20 protein-coding genes and 1 pseudogene are annotated in these 22,491 nt (G+C 36.7%); 14 read left to right on the top strand and 7 right to left on the bottom strand.

Features of this window, described 5'->3' with window-relative positions; all coding sequences use genetic code 11:
- Positions 1-21: 21 nt before the first annotated feature.
- The 3 genes from ACTYBU_RS02315 to ACTYBU_RS02325 form a co-directional block, all read right to left on the bottom strand.
- Positions 22-987, bottom strand: coding sequence for a nuclease-related domain-containing protein (locus ACTYBU_RS02315; protein ID WP_445486826.1), 966 nt, complete (start codon positions 985-987; stop codon positions 22-24).
- A 108-nt stretch (positions 988-1,095) separates the two neighbouring features.
- Entirely contained in the window at positions 1,096-2,328 is a 1,233-nt protein-coding gene (locus ACTYBU_RS02320; protein WP_445486827.1) for a M20 family metallo-hydrolase, read from the bottom strand.
- A gap of 252 nt (positions 2,329-2,580) precedes the next feature.
- Entirely contained in the window at positions 2,581-3,219 is a 639-nt protein-coding gene (locus tag ACTYBU_RS02325) for an alpha/beta family hydrolase (RefSeq protein WP_445486828.1), read from the bottom strand.
- A 444-nt stretch (positions 3,220-3,663) separates the two neighbouring features.
- On the opposite strand from ACTYBU_RS02325, the gene ACTYBU_RS02330 reads away from it, so the two are divergent.
- The 11 genes from ACTYBU_RS02330 to ACTYBU_RS02380 all read left to right on the top strand — a co-directional run bounded on the left by ACTYBU_RS02330 (position 3,664) and on the right by ACTYBU_RS02380 (position 16,601).
- Complete coding sequence (locus ACTYBU_RS02330) at positions 3,664-5,202, top strand: ABC transporter ATP-binding protein (RefSeq protein ID WP_445486829.1); 1,539 nt, start codon at positions 3,664-3,666, stop codon at positions 5,200-5,202.
- A complete protein-coding gene (locus tag ACTYBU_RS02335; RefSeq protein ID WP_445486830.1) occupies positions 5,199-6,332 on the top strand; it encodes an ABC transporter permease in 1,134 nt (377 codons plus the stop codon). Before ACTYBU_RS02330 ends, ACTYBU_RS02335 begins: the two co-directional genes overlap by 4 nt.
- A 32-nt stretch (positions 6,333-6,364) precedes the next feature.
- Entirely contained in the window at positions 6,365-7,294 is a 930-nt protein-coding gene (locus ACTYBU_RS02340; RefSeq protein ID WP_445486831.1) for an ABC transporter permease, read from the top strand.
- Between the two features lie 102 nt (positions 7,295-7,396).
- Positions 7,397-8,515, top strand: a complete 1,119-nt coding sequence (locus ACTYBU_RS02345; RefSeq protein WP_445486832.1) for a BMP family ABC transporter substrate-binding protein — start codon at positions 7,397-7,399, stop codon at positions 8,513-8,515.
- Between the two features lie 18 nt (positions 8,516-8,533).
- Positions 8,534-9,517 carry a Rieske 2Fe-2S domain-containing protein gene (locus tag ACTYBU_RS02350; RefSeq protein WP_445486833.1) on the top strand — a complete coding sequence of 328 codons (984 nt, stop codon included), beginning with the start codon at positions 8,534-8,536 and terminating at the stop codon, positions 9,515-9,517.
- A 537-nt stretch (positions 9,518-10,054) separates the two neighbouring features.
- Positions 10,055-10,882 (top strand): PHP domain-containing protein, encoded by an 828-nt coding sequence (locus ACTYBU_RS02355; RefSeq protein ID WP_445486834.1) that lies wholly within the window; start codon positions 10,055-10,057, stop codon positions 10,880-10,882.
- Positions 10,879-11,676 carry a sugar phosphate isomerase/epimerase family protein gene (locus tag ACTYBU_RS02360; RefSeq protein WP_445486835.1) on the top strand — a complete coding sequence of 266 codons (798 nt, stop codon included), beginning with the start codon at positions 10,879-10,881 and terminating at the stop codon, positions 11,674-11,676. Before ACTYBU_RS02355 ends, ACTYBU_RS02360 begins: the two co-directional genes overlap by 4 nt.
- Positions 11,673-12,458 (top strand): 5'/3'-nucleotidase SurE, encoded by a 786-nt coding sequence (gene surE / locus ACTYBU_RS02365; RefSeq protein WP_445486836.1) that lies wholly within the window; start codon positions 11,673-11,675, stop codon positions 12,456-12,458. The genes ACTYBU_RS02360 and surE overlap by 4 nt, the downstream gene beginning before the upstream one ends.
- Positions 12,459-12,468: 10 nt before the next feature.
- The gene (locus ACTYBU_RS02370) at positions 12,469-13,509 is read left to right on the top strand and encodes an ABC transporter substrate-binding protein (protein WP_445486837.1); all 1,041 of its coding nucleotides are present in this window, start codon (positions 12,469-12,471) and stop codon (positions 13,507-13,509) included.
- 246 nt (positions 13,510-13,755) lie between these two features.
- Positions 13,756-15,489, top strand: a complete 1,734-nt coding sequence (locus ACTYBU_RS02375) for an ABC transporter permease (RefSeq protein ID WP_445486838.1) — start codon at positions 13,756-13,758, stop codon at positions 15,487-15,489.
- Positions 15,486-16,601, top strand: coding sequence for an ABC transporter ATP-binding protein (locus ACTYBU_RS02380; protein WP_445486839.1), 1,116 nt, complete (start codon positions 15,486-15,488; stop codon positions 16,599-16,601). Before ACTYBU_RS02375 ends, ACTYBU_RS02380 begins: the two co-directional genes overlap by 4 nt.
- A gap of 556 nt (positions 16,602-17,157) precedes the next feature.
- On the opposite strand, the gene ACTYBU_RS02385 is transcribed toward ACTYBU_RS02380, so the two are convergent.
- Together ACTYBU_RS02385 and ACTYBU_RS02390 are read right to left on the bottom strand one after the other, a co-directional pair.
- Complete coding sequence (locus tag ACTYBU_RS02385; RefSeq protein ID WP_445486884.1) at positions 17,158-17,472, bottom strand: DUF3231 family protein; 315 nt, start codon at positions 17,470-17,472, stop codon at positions 17,158-17,160.
- Positions 17,397-17,708, bottom strand: a complete 312-nt coding sequence (locus ACTYBU_RS02390; RefSeq protein ID WP_445486840.1) for a hypothetical protein — start codon at positions 17,706-17,708, stop codon at positions 17,397-17,399. The genes ACTYBU_RS02385 and ACTYBU_RS02390 overlap by 76 nt, the downstream gene beginning before the upstream one ends.
- 342 nt (positions 17,709-18,050) lie before the next feature.
- On the opposite strand from ACTYBU_RS02390, the gene ACTYBU_RS02395 reads away from it, so the two are divergent.
- On the top strand, positions 18,051-18,947 hold the full coding sequence (locus ACTYBU_RS02395) for a cation diffusion facilitator family transporter (protein WP_445486841.1): 897 nt from the start codon (positions 18,051-18,053) through the stop codon (positions 18,945-18,947).
- A 232-nt stretch (positions 18,948-19,179) separates the two neighbouring features.
- On the opposite strand, the gene ACTYBU_RS02400 is transcribed toward ACTYBU_RS02395, so the two are convergent.
- The gene (locus ACTYBU_RS02400; protein ID WP_445486842.1) at positions 19,180-19,965 is read right to left on the bottom strand and encodes a CPBP family intramembrane glutamic endopeptidase; all 786 of its coding nucleotides are present in this window, start codon (positions 19,963-19,965) and stop codon (positions 19,180-19,182) included.
- A 389-nt stretch (positions 19,966-20,354) separates the two neighbouring features.
- Between ACTYBU_RS02400 and ACTYBU_RS02405 the strand changes: the two are divergent.
- Both ACTYBU_RS02405 and ACTYBU_RS02410 read left to right on the top strand, forming a co-directional pair.
- Positions 20,355-20,516: pseudogene (locus ACTYBU_RS02405) on the top strand (GntT/GntP/DsdX family permease); the annotation flags it as partial.
- A gap of 821 nt (positions 20,517-21,337) precedes the next feature.
- Positions 21,338-22,063, top strand: a complete 726-nt coding sequence (locus tag ACTYBU_RS02410) for a response regulator (RefSeq protein WP_445486843.1) — start codon at positions 21,338-21,340, stop codon at positions 22,061-22,063.
- Here ACTYBU_RS02410 and ACTYBU_RS02415 read toward each other — a convergent pair.
- Positions 22,041-22,217, bottom strand: a complete 177-nt coding sequence (locus ACTYBU_RS02415; RefSeq protein WP_445486844.1) for an anti-repressor SinI family protein — start codon at positions 22,215-22,217, stop codon at positions 22,041-22,043. The two genes, ACTYBU_RS02410 and ACTYBU_RS02415, sit on opposite strands and share 23 nt — an antisense overlap.
- Positions 22,218-22,491: the final 274 nt, after the last annotated feature.

The raw sequence follows: 22,491 nt of genomic DNA on the forward strand, positions 1-22,491 counted from the left end.
TTAAAAGCATAATGAATTAGGTTACGGTGGAGCATATCCAACGGGATAATAGATTTTCCCTTTCGTTTTTCCTATAGAAGGCAAATTCATTCTCCAGAGTAATTTAGTTGCTGTGTCGCTCGAATTAAGTTGTACGAAATGTCGAAATTCTTTATTTGTAATAGAGCGTTTAATAAGGAGAAAATAGTCTGATACAGCATGAACATGTCCATCACGGCTGCTATTGCAGCAATGAGAACAAATCCACTTCCCATCTATACGATTCATGCCAAAATTTTTACATTGTTCGCATTGCACTCCTGTTATAATATCTGATTCTACCAATCCGTACTTTTTCAATATATTAAGATCTTCAGGAGCATCATTTTTTAGTAAAATCTTTGCGATTTTGCGAAGCATTTTTACGTCTATTGCTACCTTTTTGTGATAAGATGATAAGTTCTTCCATCTTTCGAACAATTGATGACTATGGATAACATGATGTTTAATAGCATCATTTCCTTTGATGATGGTAGAAGGACTGCTAATAACTACTAGGCATTCTACTGGAATAAAAGGGAGATTGTTTGCTTTTAAAAATTGTAGGAATTGCTGCTGTTGTCTTTTTACTTGAGAAATGGGATCTGCAAATGCCTCGGATTGGTCATTTGCTGTGCGGATTAACTGATGGAAGGTAGTATCGAAATGCAATTCACCATAAATATTTTTACATTCGATAATGAGGGCAAAGCTGAAGGATAAAACTAAATAGTCTATTTGAAAATAGGATTTACCGTTCCACAACCGGAGATTATGAAATATATAGCACTCTTTTTCCGGAAAAAAATCTAAATAATATTTTAAATTTTTTTCTCCTTTATAGCCTGCTAAAAGCTTTTTCAAATCTTCTACTACTTTTGGGCTTACGGGATGATTCTTTACAAGCCGATTTATTAAGGCTTCTGTTTTAAGTATTCTTTCATTCTTGCAAACTTCCTTATAATACAAAAATTCCACATCCTTTCAATATAATTAGTTCTCTAAAATTAATTAGTTTCCTTCCTAATTTTTTATCAAAAAAAAAGGAGGAAAACCACCCAAAATAAATCGAGTGGTTTATATATTTGCATGTTGAAGTACAATGCTTTCTAGCACATCTATTCCTATTAAAATATCTTCAAGGTCTGTATGTTCGTCCGGATGATGACTTAATCCATTTACAGATGGAATAAAAATAAGGCCAACAGGTCCAAACAAGTCCATGTTCATTGCATCATGCCCTGCACCGCTTTGCATTAATTTATAGGCTAATTTATGCTCTTCGCAAATAGTTTTAAGATCATGTACAATTTCGGTTGATAATAATACAGGTTTTTCCATACTGATTTCTTCAGATTCTACTGCTAATTGTCGGTTTTTTTCAATCATAGCGATCGTGTGGAATAAATGATCGATTACACGTTGTCTAGATTTAGTGGAGGAAGACCGTATATCCACCTTTAATTCTACTTTGCCTGGCACAACATTCATTGCACCTAGAGGTAAATTTAAAACACCGACCGTGGCGACTGTACCAAAATCTTTTTCCTCGTTTGCTGCTTTTTCCAGTTCCAGCGCAATCTCAGAGGCTCCAAGCAGGGCGTCATTTCGCATATTCATCGGAGTTGTGCCGGAGTGGGACGCCTTTCCATTTATTTTCACAATGAATCTTGCTGGAGCAGCAATGCCAGTAACAACCCCGATTTTTTTGCTTTCGTTTATGAGAACAGGTCCTTGCTCAATATGCAGCTCCAAAAATAACTTGAACTTTTCTCCTGCTCTGCTTGCTGTGTCGATTTGGTCAAAATGGAGGGCGCAGTGGGAGAATGCTTTTTCCATTGTAATTCCATCCCGATCCTTAAGTCGGCGGTATTTCTCTTTATCGATTAAACCGGCCATTGCTTTACTTCCAACGGTTGCAACACCGAATCGAGCAGATTCCTCACAAGCGAAGGAAATAATTTCAATTGGATGATCGGTTGTAATATTCTTTTCGTTTAATCGTTTGATGACTTCTAAAGCAGCAGTAACGCCAACAACTCCATCATATTTTCCACCTTGATAGACAGTATCTAAATGAGAGCCCAAAACAACTGGAGGCAAGTCATTGCTTTTTCCTTCTCTTCTGGCAATAAGGTTTCCACAGCTATCGAGACGAATATCAAGTCCTTCATTTTTACACAATCGCATAAATGCATGGGTGCAGGCCTGTTCTTCATTGGAATAAGCAATTCTGGTAATACCTATTTGACCAGAATTATATTGATTTATGTTATTTAAAAGGGCTTCGTACCGTTTTCTTTTTTCCATAAGTGTCTCCTATTAGCTTGAAAAATTTGTGGAAATGCAAGTTGCATGATAATTTTTTGTTAAAAAAACAATAAATGTATGTCCACCATACATTTATTATGCAGTTCATATGTAGTTTATCCCATTCTTAACTGGCAGTAAGACCCCCACTGATGGAAGTTTACTTTATAAAATGAGCTCGTTTTTGTTATCATACTAAGCAACTTTTTTTCTGTCTACTATAAAAAACAAATACGTTCTTTTATTAAACCTCTATTCTATTATTTTTCTCAAGTTATCGATTACTCGACTCATGGCTGAAATAGATGCTATAGTATTTAATTTCTCTACATCCAACGAATGATCAGCATTTGCGATAACCTCAACTAGTAATGACGTTTGCTGAATTTGTTTTAGTTTGTTTGAATCATAATGTGGGTCTTTGTCTCCGATTATAAGAATCCCGTTATGATTACTAGCAGCAATGGATTCACACATACCATCCATTTTTAATAATGGGGTAAGCAAAATCATTTTTGATGCTGAGAAGCGGCTGTTTTTCATGATTCCATTCACTAAAGGAATCGTGCCAAGCGATTTTCCTAAAAAAAGGCTTTGGGAATAATCATGCTTTTTAAGCACCTCATCGATAATGGGCTCGATATCACCCAGCATAGCCTCTGTAATCAATTCAGGAGACTGTTTAATAAATTCATTTTGATAGGAATAATTGACTTGCACAACATCGATCTTTTTTTCGAGCATCAGCATAGTGGAATAATAAAACAACGGTTTGTCATAGGTGTATCCCAATCCGGAAAACATGAAACAAACTGTATCAGATCCTGAATCAGTGAATGTGTATTTTATTTCTTTCTTTTTGGATTGCAAAATTCTTTTCGTGCTGGTCACAACATATCCTCCTATTTTGTTCTTATTCTACTTATTCGACAATTTGGTAAAAATACCTTTTTAATAGGAGAAATTATCTAGTGGAAGCAAGAACATAAATAGTATAGGAAAAAAATAATAGAAAAAGAATTTAATTTTCTTATACAAGTAGGAAGCTTTCACTTTTCCCATAATATACACTCAAATATCTCATTTTGATACTAAAATCTCTAATTTCTTCATCCGCGTAATCTAGAGAACTAATTTACAAACTTCTGGATGAAAATTACTATTGTAGGATGATTTTATTTTGGGAAAGTCCTATAATGGAAGTTTTTCCATTAATAGTTGTTTGTAACATTTTCTGACATGATTGTAGACTTTTTATCCTATATGGTACATAATTTAGAATATTCATAAAATACTATATGATAAGGCTTACTTATGGTGAGAAGAGGTGAACTTATGTCACGATCACAATATGCAGTGGAGATGAAGGACATAGTAAAAAAATTTGGTGACGTAGTCGCTAGTGATCATGTCAACTTCTTTGTTAAGAAAGGTGAAATCCATGCTTTATTAGGTGAAAATGGTGCTGGAAAAAGTACGATTATGAGCATGCTTTCCGGAATTTATAAAGCGGACAGCGGATCTATTGCCATACAAGGACAACCTTGCAGAATCCGTTCCCCAAAGGAATCAATGGAATTGGGAATTGGGATGGTTCATCAAAATTTTAGGCTGGTTGACACATTAACTGCCATTGAAAATATTATATTGGGTGAAAAAAGAAATATTTGGAGAGGCAGCTCCTGGAGAAAGAAAAAAGAAAAAGAGATAAAAGATATTGCAGAAAAATATGGCCTGTCATTTCCGACGAATGTCCCGATATGGAGATTGTCGGTTGGAGAACAGCAGCGGGTGGAAATCATCAAAACGCTTTATCGTGGAGCAGATATTATTATTTTTGATGAACCAACTTCTGTTTTAACGCCTGGTGAAGTGGAGCAGCTTATCCTGACAATGCAGGAATTAAAAAATGACGGGAAAACAATGATTATTACGACGCATAAATTAAAGGAAGTAATGGCCATTTCTGATCGAATTTCGGTTATGAGAAAAGGAAAAATGATTGCACATATGAATAAGTTGGATACTTCGGTAGAAGAGTTGGCACAGTTAATGGTTGGTCGGGAAATGACTAACGGGATTTCTATTGAGACAGAACAAATAGGAAAGCCAATTCTTGAAGTGGAAAACTTAGTAGTAAAGGCTGAGCATGGCATCGCTGCAATAAATGATATTGATTTAACTATTCATGAACATGAAATTGTCGGGGTGGCTGGAGTTGCTGGGAATGGGCAAAAGGAGCTTGCAGAAGCTTTGACTGGTCTCATTCCTTGGTCAAGTGGCAAGGTTTGCTTCTATGAAGAAAACTTGCAATCTCCAACTGTACAGCAGTTAATTGATAAAGGGATTGCCCATATTCCTGAAGACCGCATGAAAAGTGGACTTGCCGGCAGTTTAGGTATTATCGACAATTTGCTTGCTAAAACATATAGAACGAAAAAACGAACAAAATATGGACTGCTGCAAAAGAAAAAGAATGAAGAATGGGCAGCAGAGCTTGTTGGAAAATATGATGTACGTACACCTGACTTGCAAAGTCCAGTTCGTCAGCTGTCAGGGGGAAATCAGCAAAAATTATTATTTGCAAGAGAAATGGACCAAAACCCTAAATTGATGGTTGCTGTTCATCCAACGCAAGGATTGGACGTCGGAGCAACGGAAGCGGTTCATCAAATGCTAGTAGATTTGCGGACCACCGGAGGCGGTGTTCTTCTTATCTCAGAAGATTTAGATGAGGTGATGCAATTGTCGGATAAAATACTTGTTCTATATAATGGGAAAATCAGCGGAGTGCTCGATCGTGGACAGGCTGACAAAGAATATATTGGCCAGTTAATGGCAGGGTTAAGCCAAAAGGAAGGAGCCATGGCATGAACCAAAAAGCATCTATTGAACAACAGCAGCAGAATGCCAACTTAAAAGAAAATGCGAATAAATTATCTTTTCTTCCGTTTACATTAGAATTTGATCCGATGAAAAAGGCCGGGAGCTTCTGGGTGCCAATTATTTCGATCATTGTGGCCCTTTTTATTTGTGCTCTGTTTATTTTGCTCAATGGAATGAACCCTATCACAATTTATGCAAGAATGGTGCAGGGAGCATTTGGCTCAAGCTTTGGAATTAGTGAAACATTAGTGAAGGCCATTCCGCTTTTGCTTTGTGGCCTTGGTGTTGCGATCGCTTATAGAATTTCGATCTGGAATATAGGTGCAGAAGGACAATTTATCGTAGGTGCGATTGGGGCTACTGCTGTCACGGTTTACTTTCCCGATTTGCCTGGACCAGTTTATCTTCCATTAATGGTATTAGCAGGAGTACTGGCAGGTGCTGTATGGGGACTGTTTACAGCTATTCCACGTACATATTTTCAAGTAAACGAATTAATTACATCTCTTATGTTAAATTATGTAGCCTTATTACTTTTAGATTATTTTGTTTTTGGACCATGGAGAGATCCAGATGGATTTAATTTTCCTGGAACAGCTATTTTTACTCCTTTTCAAATGCTTGCAAACATCGGTGGGACAAGATTGCATATTGGCGTTATCATTGCATTGATAATCGTACTTCTGTTTGCATTCGTAACAGCAAAAACCCGCTGGGGATATGAATTAAGATTGCTTGGAGCAAACCCTTCGGCGGCAGCTTCTTCAGGAATCCGCATCAATAAGCATATTCTTATCGTCATGATGATAAGCGGCGGACTTGCAGGGCTTGCAGGAATGCTGGAGGTTTCTGGAGTAGCACATCGTCTTATGTATGGTATTTCTCCAGGTTATGGCTATACAGCCATTATTGTGGCATGGCTTGCAAAACTGAATCCTTGGGCAATGATCGGTACTTCCATCTTTATAGGAGGATTAACGGTTGGAGGGTTTAGTGTGCAGACAATCGGCCTGCCTTCCTCTATGTCACTGATGCTGCAGGGAGCCATTCTTTTCTGTTTAATCGGCGGCGAAATGATGAGCAAATATCGTTTCAAATGGAAGAAAAATAACATTTAGAGTGTGTTAATTAGAGAAAGGAGGCTATTTCCATGGAAATAACGATTTTAATTATCGCTGCAGCAATATCTTCCGGTTCTTCCTTATTATTTGCGATTTTAGGTGGGATCATAAGTGAAAAAGCAGGTGTCATTCATTTAGGAACGGAAGGGATTATGCTGATTGGAGCAGTGATGTCCTGTATAACGTATATTAAAACCGAGAGCCTGTTTCTTTCCCTTGTTGTTGCATTGGTATCAGCCGGCTGCCTTGGATTGATTCATGCATTTTTATGTGTTACTTTACGTGCAAACCAAATCGTTTCTGGATTAGCAATTACTTTATTTGGGACAGGTTTCAGCGCTTATTTAGGAAAATCTGTTGCTGGTGCTGCTTTATCTGTTTCTGTTCCAAAAGTAAATTTATCCTTCCTTGAACCAATTCCTTTTATCGGAAGAATTTTTTCGCATTTGGATATATTTATTTGGATCAGTATTGCATTAAGTATTCTTTTATATGTTTACATGTTTAAAACATCATGGGGGCTGCATTTAAAAGCTGTAGGAGATAGTCCATCTACATCCGACGTAATGGGGATTTCTGTTATGAAAATTCGCTATCTTCATGTTATTGCCGGCTCTATGCTAATGGGATTTGCCGGTTTTTATTTAATAATGGTATATTCGCCAAACTGGATAGAAGGCATGACGGCAGGAAGAGGATGGATTGCAATTGCACTCATTATCTTTGCCCGCTGGAATCCGCTTCTTGCTCTCCTTTGTGCGTATTTTTTCGGGGGACTCGATGCGATTGGATTCCGTATTCAGCTGTTCGATATTGGCATTCCATCTTATTTCCTAAAAATGATTCCTTATATTGCAACAATTGTCGTGTTGATGTTTATTGGATGGAAAAATAGAAAGAAACAAACAATAGAACCTAAATCATTAGGAATCCCTTATTTCCGGGAACAGAGATTTTAAATTCTGTTTATTGGAAAGGATGTGATGCTGGTACTTAGGAACACTTATTCAATCACTCTTGTTAAGAAAAACTAGTTTAAAAGATATATGGGGGGCTATAACTTGAAAAAATTATTTCGCTTATTCGTATTTATTCTGGTCGTTGCTTTAGCAGCGGGTTGTTCTCAGGCATCTACTACTCCAAAGGAAAACAAAAAAGAAAATACTAGTGGCCAAACAGAGAAAAAAGAAAAGCCTAAAGTTGCATTTGTGTACATTGGCGTGCCTGGTGATGGCGGATGGACATTTCAACATGATGAAGGAAGAAAAATGGTGGATGAAAAGTTTGGCATTAAATCTACTGTTGTAGAAAACGTTCCAGAAGGACCAGATGCAGAACGTGTAATTGAAGAGTTGGCGCAAAAAAATGATATTATTTTTACAACGAGCTTTGGCTACATGGATCCTACTTTTAATGTGGCAAAAAAATATCCAAAAGTTGTTTTTATGCATGCTACAGGCTATAAAAAAGCAGAAAATATGGGAACATACCAAGGAAAAGGCTGGGAATCTGGTTATCTAGCAGGAATTGCAGCAGGAAAGCAATCAAAAAACAATAAAATTGGCTATGTTGGAGCATTCCCAATTCCTGAAGTTATCTATACCATTAATGCTTTCACATTAGGAGCACAAAGTGTAAATCCTGATGCAGAAGTTTCTGTCGTATGGAGCAATACATGGTTTGACCCTGCAACTGAAAGACAAGCAGCAGTCAGCTTATTAGACCAAGGGGTAGATGTGTTGGCAAACTATCAAGATTCACCAGCAGGCATTCAAGCTGCTGCAGAGAAAAAAGTTTGGGGAATGGGAAATGACTCAGATATGAATCGTTATGCACCAGATACTTATATAACAAATCCTACATTACATTGGGGAGAATATTATGTTAGTGTCGTGCAAAGTGTAATGGATGGAAATTGGAAATCTGAGGGCTATCTTGGAGGATTAAAAGAGGGAATGGTGGATATCGCACCGTTTGGAAAAAATGTTCCAAAAGATGTGCAAGACTTAGTGAATACGAAAAAACAAGATCTAATAGATGGGAAACTTTCTGTATTTAAAGGTCCAATCAAGGATCAAAGCGGAAAAGTTAGAGTAGAAGATGGAAAAGAATTGTCTGTTGAAGATATACTAAGCATGAATTGGTTTGTACAAGGGATCAAAGGGAAAATCCCACAATAATAGGGGGAGATGTCTCGAATGTTAGTACAAGATCCAGTTTTACTTCAGAAATGGCATCCTGTCATGGTTTCGAATGAACTGTCGGAGCTTCCAAAAGCAGTCGAAATACTTGGCGAAAAAGTGGTCGTTTTCCGTACTTCTTATGGAGTTCATGCGTTTAAGGATTTATGTATTCACCGAGGGGTTCCTTTATCCCTCGGTAAAGTAGTAAATGATGAAATTGTCTGTCCGTATCATGGGTGGACCTACAATCATTGTGGAAAATGTACACGAATTCCTTCAATGCCCGAAAATAGAGCCATTCCAGCAAAAGCTAAAGCAGCTGCTTATGCTTGTGCCGAGGAATATGGATTTATTTGGGTTTGTCTTGGAGAGCCAGAGCAAGAGAAACCAACAATAGGGGATGAAGCCTTAAATGATCCTGCATTAGTTCGAGTGACAATGGGGCCATATGAATTAGAAGCTGCAGGTCCAAGAGTAGTGGAAAACTTTTTAGATGTATCTCATTTGATGTATATTCACGAAGGAATATTAGGAGATAGTCAATTTTCGGAAATCAATGATTATCGTGTTCATGAAAAAGGTGGTGTTCTTTACACAGATGAAATTATCGTCTATCAGCCAGATCCTGATGGGAGAGGACATGGAGTTAATTCACGGTATACGTATAAGATTTTTCATCCACTTTGCGTTTCGTTTACAAAAAGAATAGATGATTCCGATGATTATTTTCATCTGTTTCTGATGGTACTGCCGCAAAATGAACAAAAGAGCATGGCATTTATGATAATGGAGCGAAATTACGCATTAGATGAGGAAGCAAAAGCCTTTGTTGATTTTCAAAATATGGTGCTCGAACAAGATCGAATTATTGTTGAAAATCAAAAGCCAGAGCTGCTGCCCCTTGATCTGCAAGCCGAATTGCATCTTACATGTGATCGATTAAGCATTGCCTATCGTAAAATGCTGCAAGAAGCCGGCATCACATTTGGAACAGCATAATATTGTAAAAGAGGCTGGGACATAACTAGCTTCAAATATTGAAAAAGGTGAATTACGCAAGGAAGGATAGATAGTATCCTCCCTTGCGTTTTTTTGTATTTTTAAAGATAGTCCTTTATCCCATTCTTAACGGGCAGTAAGACCCCATCTCGGGGATGCCGAGAAATCGAGGAAGCTAGGTGGGGGATAACTGCCCGTAAAGGTCCGATAAGTGCAACTAACCATCAGTGGGGGGATGAGGAAAAACCCCCACTAATGGAAGTTTACTTTATTTAAGCCATGGTTTTATTCTCTGTTCCTATTAATTATTTTCAAATGTGTAAATTATATGTTAAGAATTTACCTTTAATTAACAAAAAAATCAGTTTTATCATCCTCTAAATACTGAAAAGGTAAGCTTTTTTCATTTAATTCTACTTTTTAAAGAGAATGTAAACAAATTCCATTTACATTGCTTTAAAGAAATCTATAAATCTTCTATATATGAACTTTATAAAGAAGTCTTAACATTAAAGATGTAAGGAGGGAGGAATTGGGATGAAGATCGATTTACATATGCACACTACTTGTTCAGATGGAGAGCTGTCTCCAGAAGAATTAGTTTTTCTAGCAAGACAAAAAAGCGTAAATATCATGGCCATTACGGATCATGATGAAATTGCTGGGTACTGGTCAGCTAAAAACAACGCGGAAAGATGCGGGATTTCCTTGATACCTGGAATAGAGATAAACACAAGTGGACCTAATGGAGAATTGCATATTCTTGGATATGGAATCAACTTTGATCATCCGAAACTCCAACAATACATAATTTGGCGTAAACAGGAGAGAAAGAGATGGAGTAGACAAATAGTAGAAAAGCTTCGAGAGCTTGGCTACAACATAGAATGGGAAAATTGCTTTAAACGAGCTGAGGGAGGAGTGATCGTGCGAACACATATTGCAGAGGAACTTGCAAGTAATCAATATTTTTCTAATGCTAAAGAAGCATACGATGCATTGTTGATAAAAGGAAAAGCTGCATTTGTGGAGCGTTCTCCATTTTCGTCATTAGATGCAATTGAACTAATTCACCTTTGTGGAGGAAAAGCTTTTATCGCCCACCCAAGCCTTTATACCTTTTCTTGGTCGCTGGAAGTGTTGGTAAAAGAAGGAATTGATGGAATAGAAGCTTATTATTTCACACATGATCAAGAGGCAACAGAATATTGGCTTAATCAAGCAAAACACCATCAACTGCTTATAAGTGCCGGAAGTGATTTTCATGGAAAATCCAGAAGGGAGAAGGTTGGTTCGGTTGATTGTGACCCAAAACTAATTTTGCCTTGGCTGGAGTCTATTAGGAAGGTAGATGTTAGAACATGAAACTGTATGGATCTTCCACATTATTATGGGGGAAATCATGGGAGGAAATATGCAAGGAGTTTGCTGGTCTTGGTTTAAGCGGGATTGAATTATGGGCCGAACAATTTTGGCATCATCATTTTTCCGAACATGATGTTGTTAGATTAGCAGACCAATACGGTTTGGAATTAACATTGCATGCTGCTAGCTGGGACTTGAATCTTTGTTCATTAAACAAGGGAATTCGCCAACAATCGATAGCAGAAGTTCATCGTTCTATAGAGTTAGCGTCAGCTATACAAGCAGTAAATATGACAGTTCATCCTGGAAGGCTAACATTGTCTGGCGATTGGGCGGATTGGCATTTGCAGTGTTTGCATGAAACAGTTGATTTGATTGAGGAATTGGGGATTCAAAATGATGTCATTATCTCGCTGGAATTAATGGAAAATGTGAAAAAAGAGTTTATCACGATGCCGGAAATAATGAATGAATTAACGAAGAACCGATCTGAAAAAATACAAACTACTTTTGATGTAGCACATACGCCTATTCATATTGATCCGTTATTGTATTTAAAAAAACTAAAAAGAATTAACAAAATTCATTTAAGCGATTCACGTGATAACGTATTTCATATTCCATTAGGAGAGGGGGGAATAACATTATTCCCTATTTTAAAGGAATTGACTTCATTCCATTATCCAATCGTACTGGAAGGGTATGATCCTTTTGGCCAGAAATTATTGCTGAAAAAACATCTTAAGTATTTAAGTGCATGCTTGTTAGGAGAAGAAAAGGGGAGAGTTATATGAGATTTTTGGTCACAAATGATGATGGAATATTTGCTCCAGGTGTTGCGGCATTGGTGGAAGTATTACAGCATTTTGGAGAGGTATATGTTGTTTGTCCTGACCAAGAACGAAGTGCTATCAGTCATTCTATTACACTGCGAATGCCGCTTAAAGCCACACCGGTTTCCGTGTTTGGACAAAATGTAAGGTCCTGGGCTGTGAATGGAACACCTGCTGATTGTGTGAAATTAGGAGTAGATGTTTTAGTCAACAAAAAAGTGAATTATGTGTTTTCCGGAATGAATCTTGGTGCCAATTTAGGACGAGATGTCCACTATTCTGGAACGATTGCCGCTGCAATGGAAGCAGCACTATTAGGAATTCCAGCAATTTCTTTGTCGCTTAACCGCTACGATATAAATACAGTCGATTTTTCTATTCCAAAAAGACTGCTTTATGACGTGCTGGAATCCATACTTGCTAATAAAATTCCAAAAAATATTGTGTTGAATATGAATCTTCCATACATTTCAAAAGAATTGTGCAAAGGTGTTAAAGTAGTCCCTCTAGATTTATCAGTGTCCCGCTATAGACACGTAGGGATAAATGATCCGAGCGGACAAGTTTTTTATTGGTTAAAAGATCATCTACCGCAATTAGATAATTTTAAAGAAGTAGGAGATTATGCTTTTTTAAGAGAGGGGTATGTAACGATTACTCCAATTGAAGGGAAAATGAGTGAACGAAAACATATAAAAAAATTACAGCGCTTCTTTGAAGAACCGTTGCAAATAAATTCTTAGGAGGAATTTAATGATGAAAAAAGCCCTTGTCTTTTTATTGCTTTCCTTTATTTTATTGCTTAGTGCTTGTGGAAAAACCAAAGATACGGCCTCTTCCGAAACAAATACAGAAAAGAAAAATGGTGCTGATGCTATTTCAGGAACACTGCAATTTTATACTTCACAGCCTGATACTGATGTAACAGAGCTTGTGAAAGGATTTAATAGTAAATACCCAGATGTAAAAGTACAAGTTTTTCGTTCAGGAACAGAAGAAGTAGTCGGAAAAGTATTAGCAGAAAAACAAGCAGGAAGTGTACAGGCGGATGTTCTATTAGTTGCTGATAATGTAACGTTTGAAAATTTAAAGGAACAAGAATTGTTAATGCCATACGAATCGAAAGAACTAGCGGAAATTCCTGCTGATTTTGTCGATCAAGATCATATGTACACAGGTACAAAAATAATGTCTACTGTTCTTGCTGTAAATACGAATAAAGTGAAAGAACTTCCATCTTCTTGGAATGTCTTAATTGATTCAGCAGGAAAGGGGCAAGGAATTATGCCAAGTCCCCTTTATTCTGGCGCTGCTGCATATAATGTTGGTGTCATCAGCCGTGATGCTGGGTTTGGCTGGGATTATTTTAAAAAGCTTCATGAAAACAAATTAACGGTAGTTCAAGGAAATGGAGCAGTATTGAAAGCCATTGCAAGCGGAGAGAAACAATATGGCATGGTGGTTGATTATTTGGCAGCACGTGCAAAACAAGAAGGTTCACCCGTTGATCTAGCGTATCCAAAAGAAGGAGTGCCAGTTATTACAGAACCAATCGGCATTATGAAGGATGCAAAAAATAAAGCAGCCGCAGAAGCATTTGTTGATTATGTATTATCTGAAGATGGCCAATCATTGGCAAAAGGACTTGGATATACACCAATCCGCAAAGGAATGGATGCTCCAAAAGGATTAAAAACAATGGATGAAATGAAAATTTTATCAGCACCAACAAACGAATTATTAAAGACTCGAGATGCAGACAAACAGCAATTTAAACAGCTGTTGGGAGAATAACAAGAAAAGCGTAAGCGTCCGGTTATCGACGTATGGACTGGAGCAATCCGAAGAGCAGAGCGATTCGATGTTGACTTATCGTAAGGAGGAGTGCAAAGTACATTAGGCGCTGGCCGGCTAAATACGCTACGACCTGTGGCAACGTCGATTGACTCGCATCCTTCGAGCTTCAAATTGCACAATGGTATCGTTCTGTTGGCAGTTTGAGCTCTTTTAAAAAATGAAGAGAGAAATGAGGTGTATATCATGTCAGTGCCTTTATTAGAAAAATTGAATGTTTCGTCTATTTTGATCCCAACGAAACGAAGTATTGTGATACATACGATAAAGGCATTTTTTCTTGTATTGCTAGTGATTTTTTTTATGGTTCCGATCATTCGGTTAGTTTGGATGAGTTTTTCTAGTGAGCAAGGAATTTCATTGGATAACTATCTAAATATTTTATCGGAAAAAGCTACATGGACGATGCTAAAGAATACTTTCTTCATTGTAAGCGGATCTACATGCATCTCTCTATTGCTTGGTATAGTGATGGCATGGATAGTAGCTTACAGTGATATTCGTTTTAAAAAAGGACTGCAATTTTTAATTATTCTTCCTTTTATTATCCCTTCCTATATCGTTACGTTATCGTGGACTCAATTTACAAATGAAAATGGATTTCTGATGAAGATGCTGTCCTTGCTGCCTTGGCAAGTGGAATCCATTAATTTATACAGTTATGAAGGCATCATATTTGTTCTTGGCATTTCCCACTATCCTCTTGTCTATTTATTTACGGTAAATGTGCTGCGCCGCATTCCCCGAGACTTAGAATGGGCAGTTCGATCGTCAGGTGGATCAAACAGAACACTTTTCCTTCATGTAACGCTCCCACTTGCTTTTCCAGGCATTGTCAGTGGTGGATGGATTGTGTTTTTAACGAATTTAGATAATTTTGGAATTCCTGCTTTCCTTGGCATTCCAGCAAATATCAATGTGTTAAGTACAGCTATTTATCAGGAAATGGTCAGTTTTGGTCCAAATTCATTTGCTAGGGCAGCAACATTATCCGTTATTTTAGGCATGGTAGCATTGCTTGGAACTTTTCTGCAATGGGGATTATTAAGGAGATCTAACCAAACTGAAACAACTATTCCCGATAAAGCTCCCAGATTTTCTTTTGGCAAATATCGTTTAGCTGTTGAGTTTATTATCTGGTTCTTTTTAATTTTTATTAGCATTGTTCCTATTTTATCCATGATTGCAGCTTCGCTGATAAAAGCATATGGTTTGCCTTTTACGTTAAAAAATATCACGTTTGATCATTATCGATATGTATTATTTGAATATGATAAAGCCCAGCAAGCCTTGCTAAATAGCTTAAAGCTATCTGTTTTCACAATGGTTGTCTGTCTAATTGTTGGGACGGCTGCTGCTTATTATCGTGTACGCAAAAATAATGCAGCTGCAAAAGCAATGGAAATTATCATGGGAATTCCTTATGCTCTGCCTGGCATGGTATTGGCTCTCGCCATGATTTTTGCATGGATGCAGCCTATTTCAGGCTGGAACCCAGGTATTTATGGCTCCATATGGATATTAATTATTGCCTATGTTACACGATTTATGATCTTGCAGCTTCGTGGAAGCATGACTGCAATGTCGCAAATATCTGTTGAAATGGAGGAGGCAGCACATGTATCAGGTGCAAGTGGAATCGCAAAATGGCGCAATATTATGCTTCCCTTGTTAATGTCAGGTATATTAAGTGGTGCATTTCTTGTACTAGTTACAACATTTACAGAATTAACTGTGTCCTCCTTATTATGGTCGAGTGGTTCCGAAACGATTGGTTTAATTATTTTTAATTTTGAACAAGCCGGATATACAATGTATTCCACTGCTTTTTCCGTTTGTATTATTGGAACGATGCTGCTGCTTAGCTTAATCGTTAGGGTCATTCAAAAAATAGGAAAAAAGAAGGTGAACAATTCATGAGCACAAGCATTCGTCAAGTTAGTAAGAGGTTTAATCAAACATCGGCATTATCTTCTATCGATTTATCTATTGAAGATGGAGAATTTGTGGCAATCTTGGGGCCTTCTGGTTGTGGAAAAACAACTTTGCTGCGATTATTAGCTGGTTTTGATACCCCCACAGAGGGAGAGATTGATATGAATGGAAAGCTCGTTGCTCAAAAGGGAAGAAGAATACCGCCAGAACAGCGGAATATCGGAATGGTTTTTCAATCATTTGCACTTTGGCCACATATGAAAGTGAAAGAACAGATTCGCTTTCCTTTAAGATATCACCACTTTGTTGAAAAGCAGCTACAGGAAAAAGCAGATGAGCGGGTTGGGGAAATGTTGTCTCTTGTAGGATTAGAGGATTTTGGAGAGAGGATGCCACATGAATTATCAGGAGGACAAAAGCAGCGTGTGGCCATTGCTAGGGCTCTTGCTCCTAAGCCATCTTTATTATTGATGGATGAGCCGTTAAGTAGCCTTGATGCTGAATTGAGAATGGAATTGCGAAATGAAATTCAAAGAATTCATCGAAAAACACATATATCGATTGTGTATGTAACACATGATCAATCAGAAGCTTTGGCAATGGCAGATAAAATTGTAGTAATGAAAGATGGAAAAATAGAACAAGTAGGCACACCAGAAGAAATTTATAGAAAACCAAAGACTGTTTTTGTTGCTGCCTTTGTGGGCAAGGCAAATATTTTTCGTGGGAGTTGGAATAATAGCATCTTTCATCCATTTGGCGATAACAGAATTCATTGGACTGTTCCTTATGTATCAGAAAATTTATATAAAGAACAGCTTTGTCCTATTCGTCCAGAGCAATTGGGTTTATCGAAGCAAGGCTCAGGGGTAGAGGGAATTGTGCGCAATGCTCAATTTCAAGGAAAAGAGATGCATTATACAGTGGAAGTACAAGGTGAACTGATTCTTGTCCACTGCGGTTTATTTGAACAATTTAAAATAGGTGACAAGGTTGTTATTCAGCTAAAACAACAGAATACGGTAAACGATTTTTTGTTTGATGAACGGTTGGGAAATGACAGAAGCAAGCTTAGAGAAACAATTCCGCTCCACTAGAAAAAAACTGATTTATTTATTAGTAGTATAAGGTGAAGTGAAAATTAGAGGAACGCGGAATTATGGAAAGAAACGGGGGGAAACGAATCATAACGCATAAATGTTTTCTTCCAAGCGATTGAAAAAGTGCGACTAATAGAGTGAACCTTCCATAAGTGAGGGGGGCTTCATCCCCTATAGCTTCCTTGATTTCTCAGCATTTTTGAGATGGGGGTTTTACTCAATGTCATCAAGTTAAATTTCAATATATTAGAAATCGAATGAAAAATGTGAGTATACGTAGGTTTTCCGAGGCTTACCGCTCGCTTTCCATGGGGATACGCTTGAGCCTCCTCGTCGCAGACACTCCTTGTGGGGTCTCAATTGTCTCGCAATTCCCATAGGAGTCGAGCAGACGCCTCTCCAAACCAATCACTTTTAAAATATTACAATTTATGGAATCTAAGTTGATGACATTGGGGTTTTACTGCCCGTCAAGAGTGGGATAAATGATTTCGACCAAGACGATAAGACTTCTTGATTAAAAGAATCAGATGCCTTATCAACTTGGTTATTTTTATTGGAGTTTAGGAGCCCCTGGTGGATAATAATAAGGAGGCACTTTAATCCAGCCTCTTTTTCTCATAAGATCCTTTAATGTGGTTCCAAATTTGATTTTTTCCAGCATACATTGTGTAAAAAGAACGCTGACATCATTTCGGACGCATTGTGAAGCTGCTGTAGCACAATGAACAACAGCAGCAACTGTTTTTATGCTTAATCCGTTCATAATTTCATCATCTGTTAACTTCGTTCCTAAAGGAACGCCATTTGGATCTGATTGGGGACGCTCCTCACTCGAAGGAGGCAAGTGTATCCCTTCCTTTTCCATAAACTCTTTGAATCCTTGCCCCTGAGAATCCATTGTTTTAAACTATCTTGCAGCATTTGTTTTACATCATCATCTGTTGTTGTATTTAATCCAATTTGAATATAAATAGCAGCTTCATCCATAATGGTTAAATAGAGCCATGTGTTCATTACTTCCCCAACATGCATTGGATTTGTTGGTTCATCATCTAAATTCATCTGCAAATTATCTTTTACAGCATCTATTATGGTAGTCATTAAATTCACCCTAACATTTTTTGTTATTTTTTACAAAAAGCTTCATTTGATACATAAACTATATTTTTTTAATAAAAAATTTTTCTAATAAATAGGGAAACTTAAAAGAAAAAGTCAACCGGATGTGGGAAGAAAGTCCGCAGGATAAAAAGGAAAAATCACCGTAAAAAACAGAAACTCTCCTGCAAAAAGATCCGTTTTTCGTTAGGGAAACTTTTTCGGTACAAACTTAAACTGTTTTCCTGTTACTTCAAGTGTGAAGGGTATCAACACTGTTTCTATAGACCCACTGTATTCTCATTTGTTAAGATACAATGGTGATTTTTTATGAGGGGAAGGTTTATGTTGTCGACAAGAGAGTCTTTAGCAAAAAAGGTAGCTTGGATAAGTGTTATCAGCAATATTCTTTTAACAGTAGGCAAGTTAATGGTCGGGTGGATCGGAAATAGTGATGCTGTATTTGCAGATGGTATTCATTCAGCAGCCGATGTTTTTGCTTCTATTATTGTTCTGTTAGTAATAAAAATTGCAAATAAGCCTGCTGATCAGGAACACCCTTATGGACACGGGAAAGCAGAAATTATTGTGTCGGGGATTGTTGGAATTGTGCTGCTCGCTGTTTCTTTTTATGTTGTATATGAGGCAGCTGTTGGATTGTTTCATCCAATCGCTACACCAAACTTGCTTGCTATGTGGATTGCGGTTATTTCATATGGGGCAAAAGAATTTCTTTATAGATATTCGATGAAAATTGCGGAAGAACAGAACAGCAAGGCGATTGAGGCCATTGCTTATGATCATAAAGCAGATATCGTTGCCAGCATTGCTGCAGCTGTAGGGGTTCTATTGTCCATCATTGGAGCAAAATTTCACATTCATTTTCTGCTGTTTGGCGATAAAGTAGCGAGTATTGTTGTAGCTTATTTAATTTTTAAAATAGCGAGGGAAATGCTGAAAGAGGCATTTGATATTTTATTAGAGCGAAATGTTGATTCTGAAATACTGGTAGATTACCGTGCCATTATCTCTTCTTTTTCGGATGTGAAGAGAATCGACCGGATCAGGGCTAGAGAACACGGTCATTATGTATTAGTAGATCTCAGGATCGCAATTGATTACAATAAAACGATCAAAGAAGGACACGATTTGTCCAGAGAAATAAAAAAGAAGCTGATGAAAAAATACGATAATATCGAAGAAGTGCTCATTCATTTGAATCCTTATTTTGAGGAAGAATAAAGTAAACTTCCATCAGTGGGGGTCATACAGCCCGTTAAGTGTGGGATAAATAATAGTCCATCTTTTTGGATATGTAGTTCCGATATTGTGGAGAAAATGGAAAATAATATATTAAAAAAGATTGAAAATCTCAACAGAAATAGCGGTTCAAATAACAATATAATTAGAACGAAAAAACGCTTGGATTAAAAATTAAATCCAAGCGTTTTAATTTACTTGTCCCATTAAAAGATTAAAGTATTATACCACTTAGAACCATACCAATATTCACAACAAAGTGAAATATTATTGCAGGATATATGCTATTCGTTTTTATTACGACAAACCCATAAAACAATCCACCGAAAGAAAATAATAGACTAATAATGAAGGGGATCCCCACTATAAGGTGCAATAAACCAAAGCCAATACTCGTAATGATAACTGCATTAGTAACGGAAATATACTCTTTCAAACATGTTAGCATTATACCTCGCCAAATAAGTTCTTCAAGTGTGGCGTTGATTATCGAAAACAATAACCCAAAGAGTAAAATTGATTTAATATAACTAAACTCTTGTTCAAGAATAAATGGGATAAAAACTGTTCCAGATATGATTACTCCAATTATCATAAAGTATGATAATTTAATTGAATGGAAAGGCATAGAAATAGAATTACTCCATTTTACTTTGTGGTTAAAAAAGGATATTTTCTTTTTGTGAAATAGGTTAACTGTACTCAATCCAATAATGATAATGATAAGTAATCCTCTATTTATAAGAACTCTTAACTCTCTTGAAATTTCAAATTTATCTATAAATATATTTGCTAGTTGATAGAGTAAAAAACTCATAAGGAAGGTGATAAAGATTGAAGTTACAAAACGATTATCTACATTTGCAATGTAGATAATCAATAAAAGGAAAATAATACCTGCAAAATCAAGCCATATACTATATGTAATAAAGATGATGCCAATAAAAAAAAGTGTAGCAATTAATGATAAAGTTAAATTTTTTTTAATAGATGAAAACACCTCAAACCCCCTATATAAAAAAAACAATATTATACCTATTTAAATGTACTATTAGTTTAAGTACATATCTACACATTCCATAAATTTATTTTAACAATTCCTTTTCAGACATAACATAATTAGTGTAGTGATTAACAGACTTTTTAACATTTCATTTAACACTTTAACCATAACTATTGTCACTATGTTATTTAGTGAGTTAATTGCTATGCAATTATATATGTTGAAAAACCCTAAATTAGTATTCGATTTAGGTTGTTAATTGATATGTTATTTCCTATGTTTCTCCACGAACGGAACAATTTACTTTTTTTGAGGTAGGGCTTTTATTATTTGTGCAGTCCACTTTTTAGGGAGCGGGTTCGTAAGTAGGGCCTGCGCAGAAGAATTTCCAATTCATTGGCGATCCTGCTGTTCCACTATTAATCACATTGATTATTGCTGTTTATACATTAGGATTAAAGAAAGGAAAATCGTTAGCTTCCATCATGAAAAGTTTAGAAGCATCGGTAATATCGATCAATCTATTGAACAATTGTGAATATCGTTAAGATGTTATTTTTTAATGTATAAACGATTAGGGAATTTTATCTATTTTATTGAAAATCTTTTCTACTATTCATATCAATTTAAGGGACTTTACTACCCTGAAATGTTATAATTTTCAAAAAAGCATAGAGTAAATGGAATATGTATTCGTTTTAAGTTTAAAAGAGAGATGGGGATGTTTAAGTCTCCTGCTTTAAAGGTCATAAATGGATATTGCAAAATTAATAGATTGTAAAGTCAACTTCTATTAAAAGGCTCTGTTATAGCTTAATGTTGTTTTTTAGATATTAGAGTGCTTATTTTCAGTGTAGACACCCATGCAAAAGAAATTTGCACCATGGCACATGAAAAGAAGCAGTATCCCTATTTTTTAGCACGGAGCAGCCGGCATACACGAAGACTCCTATGGGATTAGCGGGACAGCCGAGACCCCGCAGGAGCGAAAGCTCCGAGGAGGCTCGACGCCCGCCCCATGGAAAGCGAAGTGTATGCCGGCTGCGGACTACTCACAAGAACACCACACTTTTCAGGGTTGCCATTTGAAATATATAGATGAGGATATTCTTTTTATCCCACTCTTAACGGGCAGTAAGCCCCCCGCCTCAAGATTCCGAGAAATCGAGGAAGGTAGATGGGGATAACTGCCCGTAAAGGTCCGATAAGTGCAATTAACCATCAGTGGGGGATGAGGAAAACCCCCACTGATGGAAGTTTACTTTATCTATCTTTTAAGGCAGAAAAACCACTCTACTGATGAAGGTTCCACTTACTAATCATAAGAAAGGGTTGTCAGAAATAGAGGTTTGGTTTAGGAGGAATAGGCATGGAGCGAGAAAAAATCCTGATTGTGGATGATGATGATGACATTAAAGAGGTTTTGAGTTTATATTTACATAAAGAGGGTTTTCAAATTTTTTGTGCATTCAACGGATATGAAGCATTAAAGATAATTGACGCAAATGAACCAGATTTAATTTTCCTGGATATTGTTCTTCCTGATCTTGATGGATTTGAAATTTGTCAATTAATACGAAAAAAAACAGATGTTCCCATCGTATTTTTAAGCTCTAAAGATGATGATGTTGATAAAATATTAGGTTTAAGAATAGGTGGGGATGATTATGTTACAAAGCCCTTTAGTCCGGGTGTTTTAATTGCAAGAATAAAAGCCCATTTAAGAAGAAGCCGTCAAAATCGATCACAATGGAATGGCAATGAAAAAATAGAAAAGAGAGAAGGTGTATTATCATTTCCTGGACTATCCATTGACATGGAAAGCTGTGTTGTAAAGAAGAATAATACGCCTATTTCTCTCTCTGCAAAAGAATTTCAGTTAATATGCTTATTAGCTAAAAATCCTGATCGAGTCTATCCTATTGAGCAATTATTTCAGCACATATGGGGTGAAGAGAGTTTAGGAGATAATCGAACGGTTATGGTACATATTAGCAACTTAAGAAAAAAGATAGAAAGTGATCCTTCAAAGCCTATGTACATTATTACAGTTAGAGGAATTGGTTATAAATTTAATGGCTTTCGGGATTTGTAATGCGTCGTTCCTGTAAAAATTTTCTCACCTCAGAAGTAGTTAATCCTAATTTTTTTGCTTTTATAATCAGAAGGTACCATTCCTGATCTATTTTTTGTTCTAATTGATTAAGGTTAGGCTTTACGAAATGAATATTTTCAAATTGATTTTTCATTTTTACCTCCATATTATCCCACCCACAATTGAAGGAAGTTTCAATTAATAATATTTCTACTAACAGAATAATAGAAATATTATAAATTTCGTATAAGTCTACCTTAAGTTTTGCTAAAGTTTTGAGTCGAAAGATGTTGTGCAAAAAATCCAGAAAATAGCTTGTGAATTTCAGCTCCATTTGGTTATCCGCTCTATGGATTAAATAGAATACTTCAACTAATAACGCTCATGTCCTGTGAGCAACGTTGGAGTTGCCACCTTCTTTAGAAGCA

The sequence above is a fragment of the Niallia sp. 03133 genome (genome assembly GCF_052663225.1).

Bases quoted from the DNA above. Each gene is read 5' to 3' on its own strand.
- ACTYBU_RS02340 (WP_445486831.1), top strand. From the start codon at position 6,365: ATGGAAATAACGATTTTAATTATCGCTGCAGCAATATCTTCCGGTTCT.
- ACTYBU_RS02360 (WP_445486835.1), top strand. From the start codon at position 10,879: ATGAAACTGTATGGATCTTCCACATTATTATGGGGGAAATCATGGGAG.
- ACTYBU_RS02415 (WP_445486844.1), bottom strand. From the start codon at position 22,217: ATGAAAAATCAATTTGAAAATATTCATTTCGTAAAGCCTAACCTTAAT.
- ACTYBU_RS02370 (WP_445486837.1), top strand. From the start codon at position 12,469: ATGATGAAAAAAGCCCTTGTCTTTTTATTGCTTTCCTTTATTTTATTG.
- ACTYBU_RS02395 (WP_445486841.1), top strand. From the start codon at position 18,051: ATGTTGTCGACAAGAGAGTCTTTAGCAAAAAAGGTAGCTTGGATAAGT.
- ACTYBU_RS02385 (WP_445486884.1), bottom strand. From the start codon at position 17,472: ATGGAAAAGGAAGGGATACACTTGCCTCCTTCGAGTGAGGAGCGTCCC.
- ACTYBU_RS02355 (WP_445486834.1), top strand. From the start codon at position 10,055: ATGAAGATCGATTTACATATGCACACTACTTGTTCAGATGGAGAGCTG.
- ACTYBU_RS02380 (WP_445486839.1), top strand. From the start codon at position 15,486: ATGAGCACAAGCATTCGTCAAGTTAGTAAGAGGTTTAATCAAACATCG.
- ACTYBU_RS02335 (WP_445486830.1), top strand. From the start codon at position 5,199: ATGAACCAAAAAGCATCTATTGAACAACAGCAGCAGAATGCCAACTTA.
- ACTYBU_RS02410 (WP_445486843.1), top strand. From the start codon at position 21,338: ATGGAGCGAGAAAAAATCCTGATTGTGGATGATGATGATGACATTAAA.
- ACTYBU_RS02350 (WP_445486833.1), top strand. From the start codon at position 8,534: ATGTTAGTACAAGATCCAGTTTTACTTCAGAAATGGCATCCTGTCATG.
- ACTYBU_RS02320 (WP_445486827.1), bottom strand. From the start codon at position 2,328: ATGGAAAAAAGAAAACGGTACGAAGCCCTTTTAAATAACATAAATCAA.
- surE (WP_445486836.1), top strand. From the start codon at position 11,673: ATGAGATTTTTGGTCACAAATGATGATGGAATATTTGCTCCAGGTGTT.
- ACTYBU_RS02390 (WP_445486840.1), bottom strand. From the start codon at position 17,708: ATGACTACCATAATAGATGCTGTAAAAGATAATTTGCAGATGAATTTA.
- ACTYBU_RS02375 (WP_445486838.1), top strand. From the start codon at position 13,756: ATGTCAGTGCCTTTATTAGAAAAATTGAATGTTTCGTCTATTTTGATC.
- ACTYBU_RS02330 (WP_445486829.1), top strand. From the start codon at position 3,664: ATGTCACGATCACAATATGCAGTGGAGATGAAGGACATAGTAAAAAAA.